This is a genomic window from Pseudomonas sp. MCal1, assembly GCF_026341415.1.
Classification (GTDB): Bacteria; Pseudomonadota; Gammaproteobacteria; order Pseudomonadales; family Pseudomonadaceae; genus Aquipseudomonas.
Map to the genome: position 1 here is coordinate 145,618 of NZ_JAKUMP010000010.1, position 17,846 is coordinate 163,463.

Below are 17,846 nucleotides of genomic sequence, written 5' to 3' on the forward strand. Positions count from 1 at the left end.
TCAATGAGAGAGGGAGTAACACAGCATAACCAAACAGTAACATTGTTTTTCACGTGTTTGACGACCGGCTCTCCAACTGCCCTGCCTCGTACCTCACAGCCAGCCAAACAAGAGGCAAGTAGGCCAGGATCAGAACCAGGGCACCATCCCAGTGAAAAACGACGACTCCCAACGCGAGTGGCAACAACCACAGCAAATTGATCAAACCAACCGTCAATGTTACTGGCAAGTGAGCGCCATGGACGCGTGACGCAAACTGATAGGCATGACTGCGATGCGCCTCATAAACCTTATCACCACGTATGAGGCGTCGCAGCAAAGTGAATGTGGCATCAACAATGAAAACCCCCAGTAGAATCAGCCACCCCCATAACAACCCGGGACTGTTCCAGGCCGCCTGCAAAGACATAAGACCTAACACGATGCCAAGAAAGCCGCTGCCCGCATCGCCCATGAAAATTTTTGCCGGCGGGAAATTCCAGCATAGAAATCCCGCTACGCATGCGGCAAGCATTACGGATGGCCAGGCGACATCGGCTGCTCCACTGACCCAATAAAGAAGTGCGGCACCTAAACAGACACTCATCGCTTCGATACTGGCGATCCCATCGATACCATCCATGAAGTTGTAAAGGTTGAGCATCCATACCAGATAAATCACGGCCAGAAGATGTCCGCTCCATCCGGAATCAAGGGTGAAACCGAAGAGTGTCACAGGCGCAAGCCCACCCAGCCAGTAAACGCCCCAACCTGCGGCCACAAAATGCGCAAGCAATCGCCACCGAGCTGCAATGTGTCCGTGGTCATCAAGAAATCCGATGACAGCGATGACTCCGCCTGCTCCAAGGAATGCCACAAAAGCGTCGAAAGAGATCAGTTTCCAGCCATACATCAACCCGAGTGCAGCGAGGAAGCTCAGGACGATCGCCACACCGCCCCCACGAGGCGTCGGCATGGAATGGGAACTGCGATCATTGGGAACATCGAGAAGGCTACGAGACATCGCATAACGGCGCAATGTGGCGGTAAGTACAAAAGAAAGACCGGCCAGCGCCGGAGCAAGCCAACAAAAGTTCATTGTGATTGCGATTCCAGATAAGACTGAACGGTAGTTCTGATTCCGTGATCCAGACTAAAGGGTGGCACCCATCCCAAGAGCTGTCTGTTTTTGCTTATATCAACTTGAAGGGATCCGAAGAGACGCTGAGCGAGCGCATCCTTTCCAACAAGCTTCGCCCCAAATCGCATCAAGACTACGGGGAAAGAAATAAGCCTTGCCGGCTTGTTCAACGCATGACTGATTTTTCTTAGCAACTCAGTGGTGGAGACATCGGCCCCATCACTTGCAAGGAATGTCTGATTTGCCGCCCCGGGATGATCAAAACAAGTGACGATCAGGTCGATCAGATTATCAAGGCTTACCAGGCTGCGTTTATTGTCGACTGCACCGAATGGCAGCGGCACACCACGTTCCAGCCAGCGAATCATGGTGAGAAAATTGGCCTTTACCCCTGGGCCGTAGACCAGTACCGGACGAATGATGACCAGCTCCATTTCCGTCGAAGCAACGAATTCAGCAAGCGCCTGTTCTGCTTCATGTTTGGAAAGACCGTAGGGATCGGCGGGCGAAGCCGGGTCGTTTGCAGTAAACGCTACCCCTGGCGCAGTGTTCTCACCATTGACCTTTACGGAGCTTATATAGATAAACCGCCGCACACCTGCCTGCGCAGCCTGTTGCGCCAGATTCATCGTGCCGTCGACATTGACCAGACGGAATTCTGCGAGTGGGTTCCGAGAGGACTCTTCCATTACATGCACCCGTGCAGCAGCGTGAACGACGATATCGACGCCGGACAACGCTTGTCGCCAATCTTGCTGAGGTGTAAGACCCTCGATCGGGAAAGTTTGTACTGATGACGGCAGATCCGCAGCCTGGCGCCTTGATGCTGTACGCAGAACGTAACGATTCAAGGGAACCAATGTCCTTAACAAGGCGCCGCCCAGAAAACCTGATCCACCTGTAACAAGTAGGGTACTTGCGCTCATTAATCTCGTTCTTCTCAAGCATAATCATTTAAAAGCGAACCTGAAGGCTCAAGTCCTGGAGCGCTCCCCTGGATGCCAGTATCCACAGCGCTCCGCAAAAGGTGCAACCCACAGCTGGCATGTCTTCAAGACCGGCGGGGTTGATAAGGGTAAAGCCTTACAATTTTCAGCGTCACTGGATGAGGAACATCATGAAATCCCTTGGTGAAGACTTCATGCGATCAAAGCGGTGAATCGATATCTTACCTGATAGCGGGTCGTCCGCCGGTCAATCTCCCTGCTCCATGGCAGTCAGGCACTATCAAGCACAAGCGCATTTTCGCTACAATGCCCGTTTTGATTTGGGTCATTCGATCTAGTATGTGCGTTGCATTCAGCAATCATGCTCTCGTTGAAAACCTTTCTGACCTTCGAGTCATTTTTGCAATGGAGTGCTAGGTTGCTTAACCCTTTACCACCAGATCATCAAGTGGACGCCACCTCCCAAAGCCAAAGCAGGCATACAGATACTCTTCTTGGATCTTCGTCTAAAAGCGTTGCAGTGCTTATGTGCACGTATAACGGTCAGCGCTTTCTCGCCGAGCAATTGACGTCCATAGGGCGTCAGACCCACGACAACTGGACAGTCGTGATATCGGACGATGGTTCGACTGATAAGACCCTCGAGGTTATTGAATCGTTTGCCAATCGCCTCGATCAAATCGGTAAAGTCAGCGTCGTGCAAGGGCCTAAACGGGGATTTGCAGCCAATTTCCTGACTTTAGCCTGTCGTAAGGAAATCCAGGCAGATTTCTATGCCTGGTCTGATCAGGACGATATCTGGCAGGAAAATAAAATTGAAACAGCTTTGGACTGGATCAAGACAATTCCTTCCCAGGTACCTGCGCTCTATTGCGGAAGAACCCGAGGAATGGACTCGCAGGGCACCCCCCTCGAATGCTCACCTCTTTTCTCTCGCCCCCCAGCCTTTGCCAATGCACTCGTGCAGAGTCTCGCGGGTGGCAACACCATGGTATTCAACCAAGCAGCGCGGGAGCTGTTCATCAGTGCGGGGGAGCAACTGGATATCGTTTCTCATGACTGGTGGGCCTACCTGCTGGTGACCGGTGCGGGCGGCCAGGTGTTCTATGACGCACAACCGTTCGTTCTTTACCGGCAACATGAAGACAATCTTGTAGGCTCGAATTCAGGCTTTACAGCACGGCTGTCCCGGTTGCGCATGATGCTCAAGGGTCGATTCTCGAACTGGACCGAGCAAAACATCAACTGCCTGGGCTCAGCACGCCACCTGCTGACAGTCGAAAACCAGCAAATACTGGAGCGGTTTCGCCTGGCAAGGCAGAGCCCTCTTCCACGCCGCCTGGTGGGGCTATTGCGTGCTGGTGTCTACCGACAAACATTGCCAGGCAATATCGGACTGTTCCTCGCAGCCATTGTGAGGGGCATTTGACCGATGAACAAAACACGAGTGTTGCATTCCATAATCGTCAACGCATGTCGATGCACGAGCCTCGGCGAGCATGAAACGGGAGAGACTTCTACGCGATCCCTGGATCGGCCATCGTCCCCAACGCACGAAATATTCAGCGCCGCTCATAAAATTTTTCGACATAAAGAACGGCTGCCATTGGAGCTATTGCCTTGAACATGCATGATTCATTTCCAACGTCGCCCCTGAGAATGTTGACGAGTGCGATCAGGAATCGCCAGTTGATCATTCAACTGACGAAACGGGAAATTTCTTCTCGCTACCGCGGTTCTGTCGGAGGCGTGGCATGGTCATTCATAAACCCGCTGCTGCTGCTCGCGATATACACGTTTGTATTTTCAACAGTATTCAATGCCCGGTGGGGAGGTGGCGCGGCCACAGGCTCCAAAGTCGATTTCGCGCTGATCCTTTTTACCGGCCTCATCATTCATGCATTCTGCGCTGAGTGCATAAATACCGCGCCGAAACTGATCACGAGTAATGTCAACTTTGTAAAAAAAGTGGTTTTCCCTATTGAAACCCTCGCACCGACTTCCGTACTGAATGCGTTGTTTCATCTATGTGTCAGCCTTTCAGTCCTTTTGGTTGCGCAAATGGTATTCAACCATTCGATTCCACTTACTGCGCTCCTTTTTCCGTTGGTCCTGCTCCCGTTGATTCTGATGGTGATCGGTCTGTCCTGGATCCTGTCCGCGCTCGGCGCCTATATTCGCGACATAGGCCAAGTAACCGGCATGGCAGCAACGGCCCTGCTGTTCCTTTCACCTGTTTTCTACCCGATCAGCGCCCTGCCGGAAGAGTACCGTGGCTGGCTCTACATCAACCCCCTGACGGCCATCATCGAGAATGGCCGTGCAACCCTGCTTTTCGGTCAAATTCCCGACCTGCATACACTCGGCACAAGCTACATCGTCGGGATCGTCATTTGCTGCCTCGGCTTTGCATTCTTTCAAAAAACTCGCGCAGGCTTTGCTGATGTCCTCTAAAGATGTTGCCATTCACGTCAATGGCCTCTCAAAGCGTTTCAACATGTATGAGAAAGCACACGACCGCTTGCTCCAGATGATCCTGCCATCGAAAAAGCTTCACCATGAATTCTGGGCGCTGAAGGACATAAACTTTGAAGTGGCACGTGGTGAGTCCGTGGGCATCATTGGCAAAAACGGATCGGGCAAGTCCACACTCTTGCAGATCATTTGCGGCACGCTCACGCCAACTACCGGAACGGTCAATGTTGACGGGCGTATTGCCGCACTGCTTGAGCTTGGTTCCGGGTTCAATCCGGAGTTCAGCGGGCGGGAAAACGTTTATCTGAACTGTGCGATTCATGGCCTAAGCCGAAGCAAGACCGACGAACTGATGGACGACATCCTGTCATTTGCGGATATCGGGGAATTTGTTGACCAGCCCGTCAAAACCTACTCAAGCGGCATGTTTGTACGCCTGGCATTCTCTGTGCAGGCCAACCTGAAACCCGAAATCCTGATCGTCGACGAAGCTCTCGCCGTCGGCGATGCGCTGTTTCAGAAACGTTGCTATGAACGCATTGAAAAGCTCACAAGCAGCGGAACTACTCTGCTGTTCGTTTCTCACGATGAAGAATCCGTTCGAACTTTGACACAGCGAGCAATTTTTTTATCGAACGGCAAAATCGAAAGCATTGGTTCATCGGCTGACGTCATTCTCGACTACCGCAGAAACCTGCACGAACAGGAAAGTCTTTACCTGCAACAGCTGACCAAAAGTCTTTCCGATAAAGCGGCTCAGCATCAGAAAGACAGCGGCCAGACAGAGAAGGCTGAATCGAAAACAGCGGATCGTTTCTCTTTCGGGAATCAGGACGCGGAAATTCTGGATGTCAGGGTTCTCAACGCAGCAGGCGAGGAAACTCAGGTTTTTTACGCAACAGACATCGCCGTCATTCGGGTCTCTTTCCGTAGCAATGTGGATCTTGAGCATCTAAACGTCAGTCTGCGTCTACGCAACAAGGAAGGCGTCAAGATTTACTCGTGGGGCACACTGAATCAGGACATGGCCATTGCCGCCAACCTGGCAACGGGCGAAACATTCTGGAACAAGACGTTCTCCGCAGGCACGGAATCATCGGTGGACTTTCAATTTGAATGCAGCCTGGGCGCCAACCTTTATGAAATTCAGGCGGCCGTTTCCCAGGAAGGCAAACCTTACTACGCAGAACAACGCATTCTCCATTGGAGAGACGAAGCAGCATTCTTCACGGTGGCAACCAAGCCACGGGAGTATCACTTCGGCGGTGTATTGGATCTTCGCATGAAAGCAAATGAAATTAAGGGCTGAGCCTATGACTATCTCTGACACAAACATTTGCTCGGCCGCCGAAGCACACACGACCTCGCTGACAGCGGGAGAGCGCGCACAACTGGTGTCGCAGGTACTTTCCGCCTGTGGCAATGGCAACCTGCTGCATATCGGCCTGCCTGATACAGAACTGCTACGCTCGTTCCTGTTGGAAGGCGTCCAGGTTTCCAGCGTTTACCCGGGAGCCGAAGTCGGCAATTACAATGCCCAGCTACCGGGTCGATTCATCGAATGGAAGAGCGACGATCTGCCATTGGGCGATGAGAGCTATTCGACGGTTCTGATCACCACCCGTGCTGACGACATTGAATTGTCGCTTCAGCGCTTGGCCATTGAGGCGACAAGAGTTTCTCGGCGCAATATTTTCCTGTTCCTGGATACTCGCACCGAACCCGATACGAAAGAGGCTCGCAAAGCCTGGGAAATGGTGTTTTTCGACAACGGCGCTCGAAAACATCCGGCCTACTATCGCGTCAACGATTACCAATCCCTGCAATACGAACAGGGCAAAATCGCGATTCCACTTGAAAAACTGCCCAAGGAAGCCGCAGCCATTTATCCATTGGAAGCGCTTAAAGAAGAGCGCGACCTGCATATGGACATGACGCGCGAACCTGGCAGTCGCTCCGATGGCCATATCATTCGCTACTTGCTGGCAAGTCGTTATGTGCGCAATGGCGACCGTGTCCTGGATGCGGCCTGCGGACTGGGCTATGGCGCCTATACCCTGTTCAATTGCTCGGACGCCAGTTCGATCCTGGGTGTTGACGGAAGCAACTACGCGATCAAATACGCAGAAAAGAACTTCTCCGCCGTCAATCCACAACTGACCTTCAAAGAAGGCTGGTTGCCGGAAGCATTGAACGATATTCCGGACAACTCAATCGACCTGATCACATCATTTGAAACACTGGAGCACGTTCCGGACCCGGTCGGCCTGCTTGCCGAGTTCTACCGCGTCCTCAGCCCTTCAGGGCGAATTGTGCTTTCTGTTCCAAATGACTGGTCCGATGAAACCGGAGAGGATCCGAACGAATTCCATTTCCATGTCTATACGTGGGAACGCATTCTCAAGGAACTTGAGAAGGACTTCATTGTTGAAGCGGCGTACGCTCAGACCGCCGATCAATACAAACCGAAAATCAACAACTCCTATGAATGGGCAGTCGGCGTTCGTGAAATGTACGAAGTCGACACCAAGACACTGATCGAAAAAGATCCGTCTTGCGAATGGTGCATTCTGGTCGGGATGAAATCGCCGACACTGGGTGCGACAGTGCCTTACCGTGAAAGCACGTATGACCTTTATCCGGAAAATCCCGAGTGGAAAGTCACGCGCTTCGACGATTACGCCAACCCCTGGCTGGTAAAAGGACTGGTCACGATAGGTGACCGCATCGAGGATCGTCAGCAACTGCTTGAACTGTCCCGCGAAGCAGCCAGTCAGGCGTCGTCGACATCTCCCGATCTCGGCGCGGCGCTCTGCATTCAGGCCTATCAGCTCCTGCAAGCTTCAACGCTGACGGTGAGCGAGTTGGAAGTGTTTGCCCAAGGCACCGACACATACATGAACCAACTCGACCATTCCCCCCAGCAATTGCGCTGGAAAGTGTCGCTGGCGTTCGTCATGGCTCAACTCTGGCAGGTCGTCGGCAATACGGCTCGCGCTATCGAACTGTATGAACGCTGCGTGGCATACGACTGCTTGCAGTACAGCCCGACACTGATCACCAAGCAGATTCGATCGTACCTGAATCTTGGCTTGATCGAGTCGGGCGCAGGCAACTATCAAAAGGCTGTGGAGTATTGGCGTGCAGGTGTTGCCGGCGCAGAAAAAGCGCTTGGTGCAGACTGGCGCTCGTCAATCGGTTCGCTCGACAAACCGACTGATTTCGGCCTGTCCGAGCTCGGTGCCATTGTCGAGCTCGCCTCCTCATGCGCTTATGCCTTACGGTATGTTTCCAACGCTCAGAATCGCACCCCGCAATGGTGGCACCAACACCTTCGCGACCGCGACTCTCAATTGTCGAAAGTACCAGGTATCGTCGCCGAAACCGCGCGTCTGAATAAGGTGATCCTGCAGAAGGATGCGGCACTGCAGTCCATTATTTCAGACGCCAGCAAGGCCGCTCTGGAAGAGGCCAGGGCGGCAGCCAATGCAGCTCGGGAAGAGGCCAATGCAGCTCAAGAGCAGATCAACGCCCTGAACCAGCACCTGGAGCAGAAAAACGCGATTGTCCAGCTGCTGAATGCTGAAGTTGCACAGCGTGAACAACGCTTGCAAACCATTGCCCGGAGCCGTTTGTTCCGTTTGAGTCAAGCGTTTGCAGCTCAGCCCAGCGACCTGAAAAAATACCTTCGCGTGGCTTACGTACTGGCTTCCTTGGTGACACCAACACCGGTTCGACGCTTGCTGAGTCCGGCAGTTTCAGCTCTGAAGAAAAATCTCAAGCGCGAACCTGCCGCCACGCAGGTCACCGAAAAGACTTTCGACATCAACCAAGACACCTACATCGTCAAGCAACCGACCTCGCTCAACGCAGCAAGGCCGCAAGTGTTGCATGTGATTGCGAACTTCATGACCGGGGGCTCCTCTCGTCTGGTGGTGGACATCTACGAGTACCTGGGCGGTCGGTTCGATCAAAGCATCCTGACCAGTTTCGCACCAAATCCAGCGGCTTATTCCGGTATTACCATCAAGGAAATCAAACTGTCTGCAGATGAAGCGCCTTTTGTCGAATATCTGCAGACCTTGCAGCCAGACGCCATCCACATGCACTACTGGGGTGATTGCGACGAACCCTGGTATGACCAAACCATGCGCGCTGCACAACAACTCGGCATTCCAGTCATTCAGAACATCAATACACCCGTGGCTCCCTATGTATCGCCGGCCATCAAGCGGTACGTCTATGTCAGTAACTATGTGCGCAATGTATTTGGTACTGCCGAGGCACCGAACGCAACGGTATACCCTGGCTCTGACTTCTCGATCTTTGAAGCCGACGCTCCCAACCAATCGGCGACCGACACAATTGGCATGGTTTATCGACTGGAGACGGACAAACTCAACGCTGATTCCATTACGCCGTTCATCAAAGCCGTACAAAAGCGCCCTCAGACTCGCGTACTGATTGTCGGCGGCGGCAGCCTGATGGAGACGTTCAAGGAAGCAGTAAACGCTGCGGGGTTGACCGATAACTTTGAGTTCACCGGCTATGTGGCTTACGGGCAACTGCCGGACCTGTACCGCCGTATGAAATTGTTTGTGGCACCGGTCTGGAAAGAAAGCTTCGGCCAGGTCAGCCCTTTCGCAATGAATATGCACGTTCCCGTCGTCGGGTACGACATTGGTGCAATCGGTGAAATTGTCGACGATACAAGCTTGCTGGCACCTTACGGTGACGCAGACAAACTGTCGGACATCATCGTCAACCTGCTGGATGACAGCGCACGTCGAACCTTGATTGCCAACCGCCACAGCGAGAGAGCGCAGGCTCACTTCTCGATCAAAGCAATGATTGAGAACTACGACCAGATCTATGCCGAGACCCTGGCGGAAACCAAACAATGAAGATCGTATTTTTTGTGCACTGTTTCTTTCCTGACCACTTCTACGGAACAGAGACCTATACGCTGGAACTGGCCAAGAACTACCGCAACTGGGGACACGAGGTGGTCATCGTCAGCGCCTTGTTTCAGGGTGAACCCGCGGCAGCGGAGCTGATTACTGCCTATGAGCATGAAGGCTTTAAAGTTGTCCTTATCGACAAAAACAAAATCCCTCATGCCAACATCAAGGAAACGTACTACCAGGCAGAAATGCGCCCGGTCTTGACCGATATCCTCTCCGACTTGAAACCGGACATCGTTCACGTCACGCACTTGATCAACCATACCAGCGCCTTGCTCGAAGCCACCAAGGCTTTGGGCATTCCAACCTATGCAACTTTCACGGACTTTTTCGGCTTCTGCCTGACCAATAAGCTGGAAGCCGCCGATGGTGCACTTTGCGCAGGCCCGTCCAGGACTCGCAGCAACTGCGTGGCGTGCTACTTGAAAGAGACGGCGCGCACCTCGAAAGACGGTTGGATCAAATACGCAAATAATGGCACTTCAGCAAAATTGATCGCGAGCGCTGTCACCGCCCTACGAAAACTGCCGGGCGTGAAAAACAGTGTTTTCGATAAAACGATCGACTACATCGCAGAGCGACCTGACATCCTGGGTGCCCTCTACAACGGTTCTTACGCGGGAGCCGTCGCCCCAACCACCTTTTTAAGGGAAGCCTACGTCAAAAACGACATCAAGGTACCTATGAAAACCTTGTGGTTCGGCATCGACGTCGATCGTACACCGAAGCCGGTACGAGACGCCGACCACATACCCGTGATTGGTTTCATTGGCCAGATAGCACCGCACAAAGGTACAGATTTGTTGATTGATGCCTTCAATCGATTGCCAAAAGGCAGTGCACGATTGTTGATCTATGGGCCGACCGATCAGGATCCGGCATACATGGAAGAGCTGAAAGCCAAAAGCGCCGGCACACAAATCGAGTTCCGCGGCGTTTTCGAGAGCAAGGACATGGTCAACATCCTGCGTGACATGGACACTTTAGTGATTCCTTCGCGCTGGTATGAAAACAGCCCGCTGGTACTGTTGAACGCTCTCGCAACCCATACCCCGGCACTCGTTTCGGATGTGCGCGGGATGACGGAGTTCGTTGAAGCCGGCGTAAACGGAGAGATCTTCGATCGTGGCAGCGCAGAAGACCTGTATCGAAAGCTGTCGGCCTGGGTTGCCAACCCGAAAGTCCTCTATGACCTGGCGAAAACCACGAACTACGAACGGACGCCGGAATTAATGGCGAGGGAAACATTTGCCATGTATTCAAAAACAGCAGCTGCGTCTAACAAGATAGCTTGATCAACGAGGGCCAAGGAGGGCCCTGACAAGTTTTTTTAAAATTCGCATCAAATATCAAGCTCACAGGATTCATGTTATGCATGCGACAGTAAAACTTGACGCCCTGACATCATTACGTTTTTTTGCCGCCGCGATGATTGTATTGGGGCATACTCACGGCGCCTTCGGTTCACTGGGTCTGGCAACTACATTATCCTTGGCACAAGGTGTATCTTTCTTTTTTGTACTTTCCGGCTTTATCCTTGCTTATAACTACCCCTCTCTATCATCGCGCCAAGAACTCTCCCATTTCTTTAAAGCCCGAATTGCACGTATCTGGCCAGCACATATTGCAGCAATCATTTTGCTTTACCTGCTCACGTCAGGTCTCAACCTCGGAGGATTGACACATTTACAGGCTGCCTTCACTGCTGTAGCAAACATATTTCTAATTCAATCACTTATACCGCTAAGAGATGTGTATCTGACATTTAACGGTGTCGCCTGGAGCATCTCTACGGAGATGTTTTTTTACTTCAGCTTTCCACTTCTAATTTCCAGCCTTATACCGGGATGGAAAATAAAAATACTGTTTTTAGGTACAATCGCGGCGTTGTTTTTCGGATTCGCCATTGCCTGGAACCTCCCAGCAGACGATGGAGCCCCCCAAGTCAGCCTGATGGGATTACTTTACGTAAATCCGCTTGTCCGAATCGTCGAGTTTTTTGCGGGAATTCTCGCTTGTGGCGTATATAAAACAATATATCACCGCATCAAGAGCGAAACAGGCGTCCTTTTTTCCGTAATCGAATTACTGGCCATCTGCTTGGCAGTAGTCGCCATGTGGCTGACCCCCAAGCTTATAATGTATATTGGAATTCACAGCACTTTCGGAAGTGTCATAAATTATTACTTGATCAAATCGGGGAGCTTCCCGGTATTTGCAGCTTTAATTGTTATTTTCGCCTTGGGCAAAGGAATATTTTCAAAAGCGCTCTCCGCCCCTTTTCTGGTACTGCTGGGTGAAATAAGTTTCTCTCTGTACCTGGTACACATGACAATATTTCAGTGGTACCAGTCCAACATCTTGTACTTCAGTCATGTTCCGCTCATCGTTCAGACTACAGGTTATTGGGCTATTGCCCTTTCTATGGCTTTTCTCATGCACAAAGCAGTAGAAAATCCGTGCCGCAAGTTTATTCTTGGCATCAACAAAACCACAGTTTCAAACGCGCTGTCCTCAGCTTACAACGTCCGCTCACTTGCTTATCTCGTAACAGCAAGTGCTCTGATCCTGGCGCTTAACACACTACCTGCGGCGTTTGCCCCTAGAGGTTGCCAGTCGGATGAATGCACCTCGCTGGTAAGAAACCATGTTTTAAACAACTCACCTATATTTGGTGAAAACCTGCGTCTTATTGCTGCAAAGTCTCTGAAAAACGACTCAGGCAGTAACACTATCGAACTGGCGTTCGAACTGATAAAACCTCTTCCCAAGGGATATATACTGGCTGTTCACCTCTTGGATAAAGACGCGCAGATTCTCGACAAATCGGATTCGGCACTCTCGAAGTCTGAAAAATTGAGGCCCGGCGATCAATGGGAAGAAGTTGTTACTCTAAAATCAGGTTTAGACAAACCCATGCCGGAAATGCTGGGGTTGGCGATATACTCGGATCCCGCCAGCCCTATAACAGTACATGACACTCGCTCTGACTATAATGGGCGCCGAGCACTACTACAACTTTCGAACATTCAGACGAATTGAGAACTACGACCTTGGTAAAAATGACTGGATATATCGACATGGACATCGTTGCTTATCATGCACAGTGATTTGGCTATTGCCAATGGCAAACGCATTCTATTGTGCGCCCATCAATTTTTCCCGCATTTTTCTGCTGGAACAGAAGTGCTTACCTTGTCGACCGCTCAAGCGTTAAAAGAAGAAGGTTATGCGGTAGAAATTGTAACTGCACAGCTTGGGGCGCAAGATACGCTGAGAACCCGCTCCTATAATCACAAGGGCTTCACAGTACATCAGTTGGAGATTCCTTACATCGCAGGAAAATTCTCCAGCACAATTGTAGTGAACGAATACAACAACCCATCGGTATACACGCCATTCAAGAATCTGCTCGAGCAGATCAAACCGGATCTGGTGCACTTCTTCCATCTCAAGAATCTGACTTTATCGGCGCTTCAGGCCTGCATTGATAGCAAGATTCCGACGGTGTACACGCCCACAGATTATTGGATCAACTGTCGCTCCTGCCAGTTGGTTAAGCCATGGGGCAAAAATGAATGCCCCGGGCCAAGCTTATTGGCCGGAAACTGCCTCAAACACATAGTCGTGAACAACAGAAGGGGTATTGTTAGAAAGATTTCAGCGATGACTCCTCAGCTCCTGTTTTCAACAATAGTGGCCCTTGCCCCCGCGTTTGTAAGAACACGACTGAGGAGTGCCGCTCAGGCGATGACCGATTTACGCGATCGAGAACAGACCATTTCCCAAGCGCTGCTCAAAATCGACCAGATCCTCCCGCCGACCCAATTTATAGAGAATTTGCTCATCAGTGCCGGGGTCCCACAACAGAAGATCAGACGACTAAAATACGGGATTCAGCCTCCGATCATTTACCCGGTCGCGCCGGACTTGATCAATACAGCGAAAAAACGCGCTGCAATCGGCTTCATTGGAACGCTGTCTGATCATAAAGGCTGCCATGTACTTATACAGGCAATCAAATTAATCCCCAATATCGATGCCGACTTTCTAATTTACGGCGACATTCAACAAAACCCTGATTACCTGAAAAAGCTAAAGTCTATTTCTCAAGGCGACCCCCGAATACGCTTCGTGGGAACTTTCCCTCATGAAAATATCGGCAATATTTTGAGCACATTGGATGTACTCGTCATACCCTCAACCTGGAGGGAAAACGCTCCATTGGTTCTTTTGAATGCTTTGGCTTGTGGCACCCCTGTGATTGCCAGCGATGTAACAGGCATAACTGAATATCTTGGAGAGGAGGACAATGTAACCGTCTTCAAGCCTGGGAACGCCCAAGAGCTGGCCCAACAGCTTAAGTCGTACCTTGCATTGGGTGGTGAGCCAGCCCACAATCGGGGCGCAGGAAGGATAGCGGGTGAACCACTGCACGCCTATGTCAGCGTACTGTCGGGCGTTTATGCGGACCTCATCCAAATCTCATGAAAAATTGGAATAAATTATGAAGTACGTAATCTTTGGCGGCGGGGGCTTCATCGGCTCGAACATAGCAGACAAGCTCCTCGAAGAGGGGCACAGCCTGCGTATTTTCGAGCGACCACGTGTCCCGCCGTACCGCACGTTTGAATCCCATGAGGACGTTGAATGGATCTCTGGAGATCTTCAGAGCAAACACGACCTTGAAGAAGCAATCCGGGGCGTAGATGGCGTACTCCACCTGGTATCTACTACCCTACCTAAATCGTCTAACGATGATCCAATTTATGACATTCAAACTAATGTCATCGCAACTCTAAACATGCTGAATGTCATGGTAGAGCAAAAAGTAGAGCAGATCGTCTTTATTTCATCTGGAGGAACGGTTTATGGCAAACCTATCCAGTGCCCACTACCGGAAAGTCACCCTACCGATCCAGAAGTTTCTTACGGCATCAGCAAACTGACTATTGAAAAATATCTATATCTGTATAAGAAGCTTCACAATATCAAACCGGTAATTTTAAGGGTTGCCAACCCTTATGGTGAAAGACAAAGAATTGAAACTGCACAAGGAGCAATCGCCGCCTTTGTTAGCAGAGCTACAGCAGGAAAAGCGATAGATATATGGGGTGATGGTTCAGTCACAAGAGACTATATATACATAAAAGATATCGCCAATGCTTTTTCAAAAGCCCTTCAATACAAAGGTTCAGAAACAATTTTCAATATTGGCTCAGGTGAAGGAACTTCACTCAACACCTTGATCGGGCTTATTGAGAGCATAACTCACAACGTGGTGGAATGTAATTTCTCACCCGCAAGAGCTTTTGATGTTCCCATCAATGTACTTGATTGCTCACTTGCAGAAAGAGAACTGAACTGGAAGGCAGAGTTCAGCCTTCACGAAGGTTTAACACAAACAATAAACTGGTACATTGATAGCCTGAAATCTACCGGAAAATAATATAACGCTTAATATCCAAACGGGGTAAGAAGCAATCTTTACCCCGCTTTACAAATCAATATCAAGAACACTATTTCGGGTTGTAGTAACCACTGCATGCACGAAACAATACGGCCAAAACTGCAAAATTCCCCTTCATGCCGTTAATTTTTGTCGGAACTTTGCCGACAGGGTAACGCCTTACCGTTGCCAACTCTTTGCACCAAAATCCGAGTTTGGGGGCTATATAACTCAGATAGGCAAGCAGTTCATATGTCATAAAGACACTACGAAATGGTGAAATTCTAGTATCCAAGAGCATTTTCCGACTATAAGCGCGGAAACCTTGAGTAGTGTCGGTCCATTTAAACCCTGAAGAAATACTTAGTAAGGGTGCATGAATCAGCCGGATGGCCAGATCTCTGGATTTCGGCGTATTTTCAGCAAGTCCCCCCTCCAGAAATCTGGACGCTTGAACGAAATCAACTCCTTTCTCCAGCTCGCTAATGAATCTCGGGATCGCTTCTGGATCATCCTTATCATTACCGTCGATAGTTACAATTCCGTCATAGCCCTGATCAAGAGCGAAAGCATATGCGCAACGTAACTGCGCACTCAGCTTCCCTGGACCGCGCTTGATCAACAAACCGCGAACGTTATTATTATGCAAAAACTCTAGAGCGAGAGAGTTATCCGTACTCCCACCATCCACAATAATGACATCTGCGATCTCACTGATATTCAGATGTGTCATTCTTTCAAGAAGATTTCTAATTCGATCACCTTCGTTAATGACGGGAATCACAACACACCAAGGTTTTACACGCCCCTGCCAAAAGGCTTCCTCGTACGCCGGCACCTCCCAACTGAAACGCTCATCAACCATTTTGTCTACTTTCATGTTCGTTATTACCATTAAGTCGAGCGAAGTGTGATCAAAAACACACCGACAATTACTAATACTATTCCAGCTATTGTAGTGGTATGAAACGGCTCTCTAAAAATAACCACAGAGGAAACAGCGACCGTTGCAACTGCACCGGCTGTAAGAACAGGGTGCGCTATATTCAGTGGTAGGCGCGCTAGCGCGGCTGCATACAACAGGAATGCAGCGCCGTACAATCCCAAGCCAAGCCAAAATGGCCAGTTCGCCAACGCCGCGAGCGGGTCAGTAAACGAAGGAAACTTACGCGGCGCCATCATGGCCATTTTAATTAATACACTGGCGGATGCATTAGACAAAATCCCTACGATCAAAATAAGCCATTTCATGATAAACATCCGGAGATATTTTCTCGATAGCAACCGACAGCAATGCCCAAGGCACGCTCAATCGATACAATATTTGGCTCGTTTTTTTGACCTAACATCTCGATACAGACTATATGTTTCGGTAAGTAATCGTGAAGTGCACGGCTCATCACTTTATGGTCAGTGGCACCATCGCCAAGCGGGACCAGGTTGGGCTCACTGGAGTGAACATGGCCAATCAGATCAGCAAACTGCTCCAAAGCCGTTGAGGGCTGTTCACGAGTAATCGTCAACGCTCCAGTATCAAACTGCATCTTGATGAATGGATGATCGACTTCGCGGACGACCTGCGCGGTTTCAGCACTGGTTACCATATAGTTTGCACCATAGCAGACAGGGTTCGGCTCCAGGCATAGAGTGGTGCCATACTCTCCGGCTACGTCTCCGAGTTTTCGGAAAAAAGGAATTGCAATTGAGGCGGCTTCCGCATCCGTTAATCCGCTGCGATCCCTGTTTTTGGGGGATCCAAAAACCAAATGCTTTGCACCCAGCCCTTCCCCGATCCGGCATATATTAGACAGATGCTTGATCATCTCACTTCTACTTTCATCTGTGCCGAATACATTTAATCCGGTAGTTCCGAAAAGCAAGGACTGCATGCCGACTATTTCAATGCCCCTAGAATTCCACCAATCTCTGACACTCGATATGTCTGAACTTCGAGCTTTGGCTGGTTCCGAAAAATACTTACTCGGAGCCACATCTATAGCATCAACCGAAAACCTGTTCAATATACTCGCAACAGCTTCGTCGTGTTCAACGCTCCAAGCTATATTTGAAATGGAAATCCTCATAGAGCAGACCCCTTGGTCTTTGGCTCGGATTGCGCGTAAGCTCTGACCGCCTGAATTGTTTCACGATAACTATATTGATAATTACTTTTCACACCGAAAAGACTAGCATGTATAGTTCGCATATCGTAAACAGGGGATGGCTTATCATTAGTATTCTGAAATTCCACGCCGAAACCGGATTTTGATATATCACCAACCGATATGGGAGCAGCTGTCAGATGAACAAGCTTTAGATTTGCATTAACTGCTATCGATATATCGTACCAAAGGTTAACCATAGGATAAAATTGAAAAACCGCATTACTGTCGATAGACTCAACATTATTATTATTCAAAAAATCATAAATAACATTTTTTCGCAACCCCGGTCCTACTAAGCCAGGCAACCTTACAATCAGGTGGTTGGAAAACTGTTCTTCTACAAATTTCTCAAGTAGCCGTCTATGAAGACCATAGGGATGAAGGTCAATCTCGTTAATCTGTGTATTTTCATCGACAGCTACTGCATGCATGAAAACATCTACTGTACTTATCAAAATAAATTTTTTACATTTTAAGCTCTTGAGAATATCAATAAGCCCCAGTATGTTTTCTAGGTCAGCTTCAGGTCGGGAGTTGGCAATCCATTTTTGCGCAGGTGCGCCGGCGCAAACAACAGTGTCAAATTCCTTACCCTGAATTTCAGCAATATTCGTGGAGCGATAAAGAAAATCAAAATGGGTTTGATTTTGCAGTGTTCCTCCGACGAAACCACTGTAACCGATAAGTGCATTAGCCATTCTACCCTCCATTTAAGAAACATTGACC

At 49.9% G+C, this 17,846-nt stretch carries 14 protein-coding genes; 8 read left to right on the forward strand and 6 right to left on the reverse strand.

The genetic code is table 11. The features are described from left to right. Positions 1-49: 49 nt before the first annotated feature. Positions 50-1,078 (reverse strand): MraY family glycosyltransferase, encoded by a 1,029-nt coding sequence (locus tag MKZ87_RS17940; RefSeq protein WP_085704384.1) that lies wholly within the window; start codon positions 1,076-1,078, stop codon positions 50-52. After that, complete coding sequence (locus MKZ87_RS17945; RefSeq protein ID WP_085704382.1) at positions 1,075-2,046, reverse strand: UDP-glucose 4-epimerase family protein; 972 nt, start codon at positions 2,044-2,046, stop codon at positions 1,075-1,077. The genes MKZ87_RS17940 and MKZ87_RS17945 overlap by 4 nt, the downstream gene beginning before the upstream one ends. A 439-nt stretch (positions 2,047-2,485) precedes the next feature. On the opposite strand from MKZ87_RS17945, the gene MKZ87_RS17950 reads away from it, so the two are divergent. The 8 genes from MKZ87_RS17950 (at position 2,486) to MKZ87_RS17985 (ending at position 14,955) form a co-directional block, all read left to right on the forward strand. Then, positions 2,486-3,496 carry a glycosyltransferase family 2 protein gene (locus MKZ87_RS17950; protein WP_256574800.1) on the forward strand — a complete coding sequence of 337 codons (1,011 nt, stop codon included), beginning with the start codon at positions 2,486-2,488 and terminating at the stop codon, positions 3,494-3,496. Positions 3,497-3,687: 191 nt separating this feature from the next. Next, positions 3,688-4,521, forward strand: a complete 834-nt coding sequence (locus MKZ87_RS17955) for an ABC transporter permease (RefSeq protein WP_085704378.1) — start codon at positions 3,688-3,690, stop codon at positions 4,519-4,521. Further along, the gene (locus MKZ87_RS17960) at positions 4,511-5,851 is read left to right on the forward strand and encodes an ABC transporter ATP-binding protein (RefSeq protein ID WP_085704376.1); all 1,341 of its coding nucleotides are present in this window, start codon (positions 4,511-4,513) and stop codon (positions 5,849-5,851) included. Before MKZ87_RS17955 ends, MKZ87_RS17960 begins: the two co-directional genes overlap by 11 nt. A 4-nt stretch (positions 5,852-5,855) precedes the next feature. Beyond that, positions 5,856-9,446: a glycosyltransferase gene (locus MKZ87_RS17965; RefSeq protein WP_176247765.1), complete on the forward strand. Its 3,591-nt coding sequence runs from the start codon at positions 5,856-5,858 to the stop codon at positions 9,444-9,446. Then, on the forward strand, positions 9,443-10,801 hold the full coding sequence (locus tag MKZ87_RS17970) for a glycosyltransferase family 4 protein (RefSeq protein WP_085704372.1): 1,359 nt from the start codon (positions 9,443-9,445) through the stop codon (positions 10,799-10,801). The genes MKZ87_RS17965 and MKZ87_RS17970 overlap by 4 nt, the downstream gene beginning before the upstream one ends. A gap of 76 nt (positions 10,802-10,877) precedes the next feature. Then, positions 10,878-12,548: an acyltransferase family protein gene (locus MKZ87_RS17975; RefSeq protein WP_266201480.1), complete on the forward strand. Its 1,671-nt coding sequence runs from the start codon at positions 10,878-10,880 to the stop codon at positions 12,546-12,548. Positions 12,549-12,605: 57 nt separating this feature from the next. Further along, positions 12,606-13,997, forward strand: coding sequence for a glycosyltransferase (locus MKZ87_RS17980; RefSeq protein WP_085704368.1), 1,392 nt, complete (start codon positions 12,606-12,608; stop codon positions 13,995-13,997). 16 nt (positions 13,998-14,013) lie between these two features. Continuing rightward, positions 14,014-14,955: an NAD-dependent epimerase/dehydratase family protein gene (locus MKZ87_RS17985; protein WP_085704366.1), complete on the forward strand. Its 942-nt coding sequence runs from the start codon at positions 14,014-14,016 to the stop codon at positions 14,953-14,955. A gap of 70 nt (positions 14,956-15,025) precedes the next feature. Here MKZ87_RS17985 and MKZ87_RS17990 read toward each other — a convergent pair whose 3' ends face one another. The 4 genes from MKZ87_RS17990 to MKZ87_RS18005 are packed head-to-tail and all read right to left on the reverse strand — an operon-like array spanning position 15,026 to position 17,818. After that, a complete protein-coding gene (locus tag MKZ87_RS17990) occupies positions 15,026-15,835 on the reverse strand; it encodes a glycosyltransferase family 2 protein (protein WP_085704505.1) in 810 nt (269 codons plus the stop codon). A 14-nt stretch (positions 15,836-15,849) separates the two neighbouring features. Beyond that, entirely contained in the window at positions 15,850-16,206 is a 357-nt protein-coding gene (locus MKZ87_RS17995) for a multidrug transporter (RefSeq protein WP_085704364.1), read from the reverse strand. Continuing rightward, on the reverse strand, positions 16,203-17,039 hold the full coding sequence (locus MKZ87_RS18000) for a sugar phosphate isomerase/epimerase family protein (RefSeq protein ID WP_085704362.1): 837 nt from the start codon (positions 17,037-17,039) through the stop codon (positions 16,203-16,205). Before MKZ87_RS18000 ends, MKZ87_RS17995 begins: the two co-directional genes overlap by 4 nt. Further along, on the reverse strand, positions 17,036-17,818 hold the full coding sequence (locus tag MKZ87_RS18005; RefSeq protein ID WP_085704360.1) for an NAD-dependent epimerase/dehydratase family protein: 783 nt from the start codon (positions 17,816-17,818) through the stop codon (positions 17,036-17,038). The genes MKZ87_RS18000 and MKZ87_RS18005 overlap by 4 nt, the downstream gene beginning before the upstream one ends. Positions 17,819-17,846 lie beyond the last annotated feature (28 nt).

What these genes read in the sequence shown, in the direction of transcription:
- MKZ87_RS17960 (WP_085704376.1), top strand. Translation starts at nt 4,511, where the DNA reads ATGTCCTCTAAAGATGTTGCCATTCACGTCAATGGCCTCTCAAAGCGT.
- MKZ87_RS17945 (WP_085704382.1), bottom strand. Translation starts at nt 2,046, where the DNA reads ATGAGCGCAAGTACCCTACTTGTTACAGGTGGATCAGGTTTTCTGGGC.
- MKZ87_RS17995 (WP_085704364.1), bottom strand. Translation starts at nt 16,206, where the DNA reads ATGAAATGGCTTATTTTGATCGTAGGGATTTTGTCTAATGCATCCGCC.
- MKZ87_RS18005 (WP_085704360.1), bottom strand. Translation starts at nt 17,818, where the DNA reads ATGGCTAATGCACTTATCGGTTACAGTGGTTTCGTCGGAGGAACACTG.
- MKZ87_RS17965 (WP_176247765.1), top strand. Translation starts at nt 5,856, where the DNA reads ATGACTATCTCTGACACAAACATTTGCTCGGCCGCCGAAGCACACACG.
- MKZ87_RS17985 (WP_085704366.1), top strand. Translation starts at nt 14,014, where the DNA reads ATGAAGTACGTAATCTTTGGCGGCGGGGGCTTCATCGGCTCGAACATA.
- MKZ87_RS18000 (WP_085704362.1), bottom strand. Translation starts at nt 17,039, where the DNA reads ATGAGGATTTCCATTTCAAATATAGCTTGGAGCGTTGAACACGACGAA.
- MKZ87_RS17970 (WP_085704372.1), top strand. Translation starts at nt 9,443, where the DNA reads ATGAAGATCGTATTTTTTGTGCACTGTTTCTTTCCTGACCACTTCTAC.
- MKZ87_RS17980 (WP_085704368.1), top strand. Translation starts at nt 12,606, where the DNA reads ATGCACAGTGATTTGGCTATTGCCAATGGCAAACGCATTCTATTGTGC.
- MKZ87_RS17975 (WP_266201480.1), top strand. Translation starts at nt 10,878, where the DNA reads ATGCATGCGACAGTAAAACTTGACGCCCTGACATCATTACGTTTTTTT.
- MKZ87_RS17940 (WP_085704384.1), bottom strand. Translation starts at nt 1,078, where the DNA reads ATGAACTTTTGTTGGCTTGCTCCGGCGCTGGCCGGTCTTTCTTTTGTA.
- MKZ87_RS17990 (WP_085704505.1), bottom strand. Translation starts at nt 15,835, where the DNA reads ATGAAAGTAGACAAAATGGTTGATGAGCGTTTCAGTTGGGAGGTGCCG.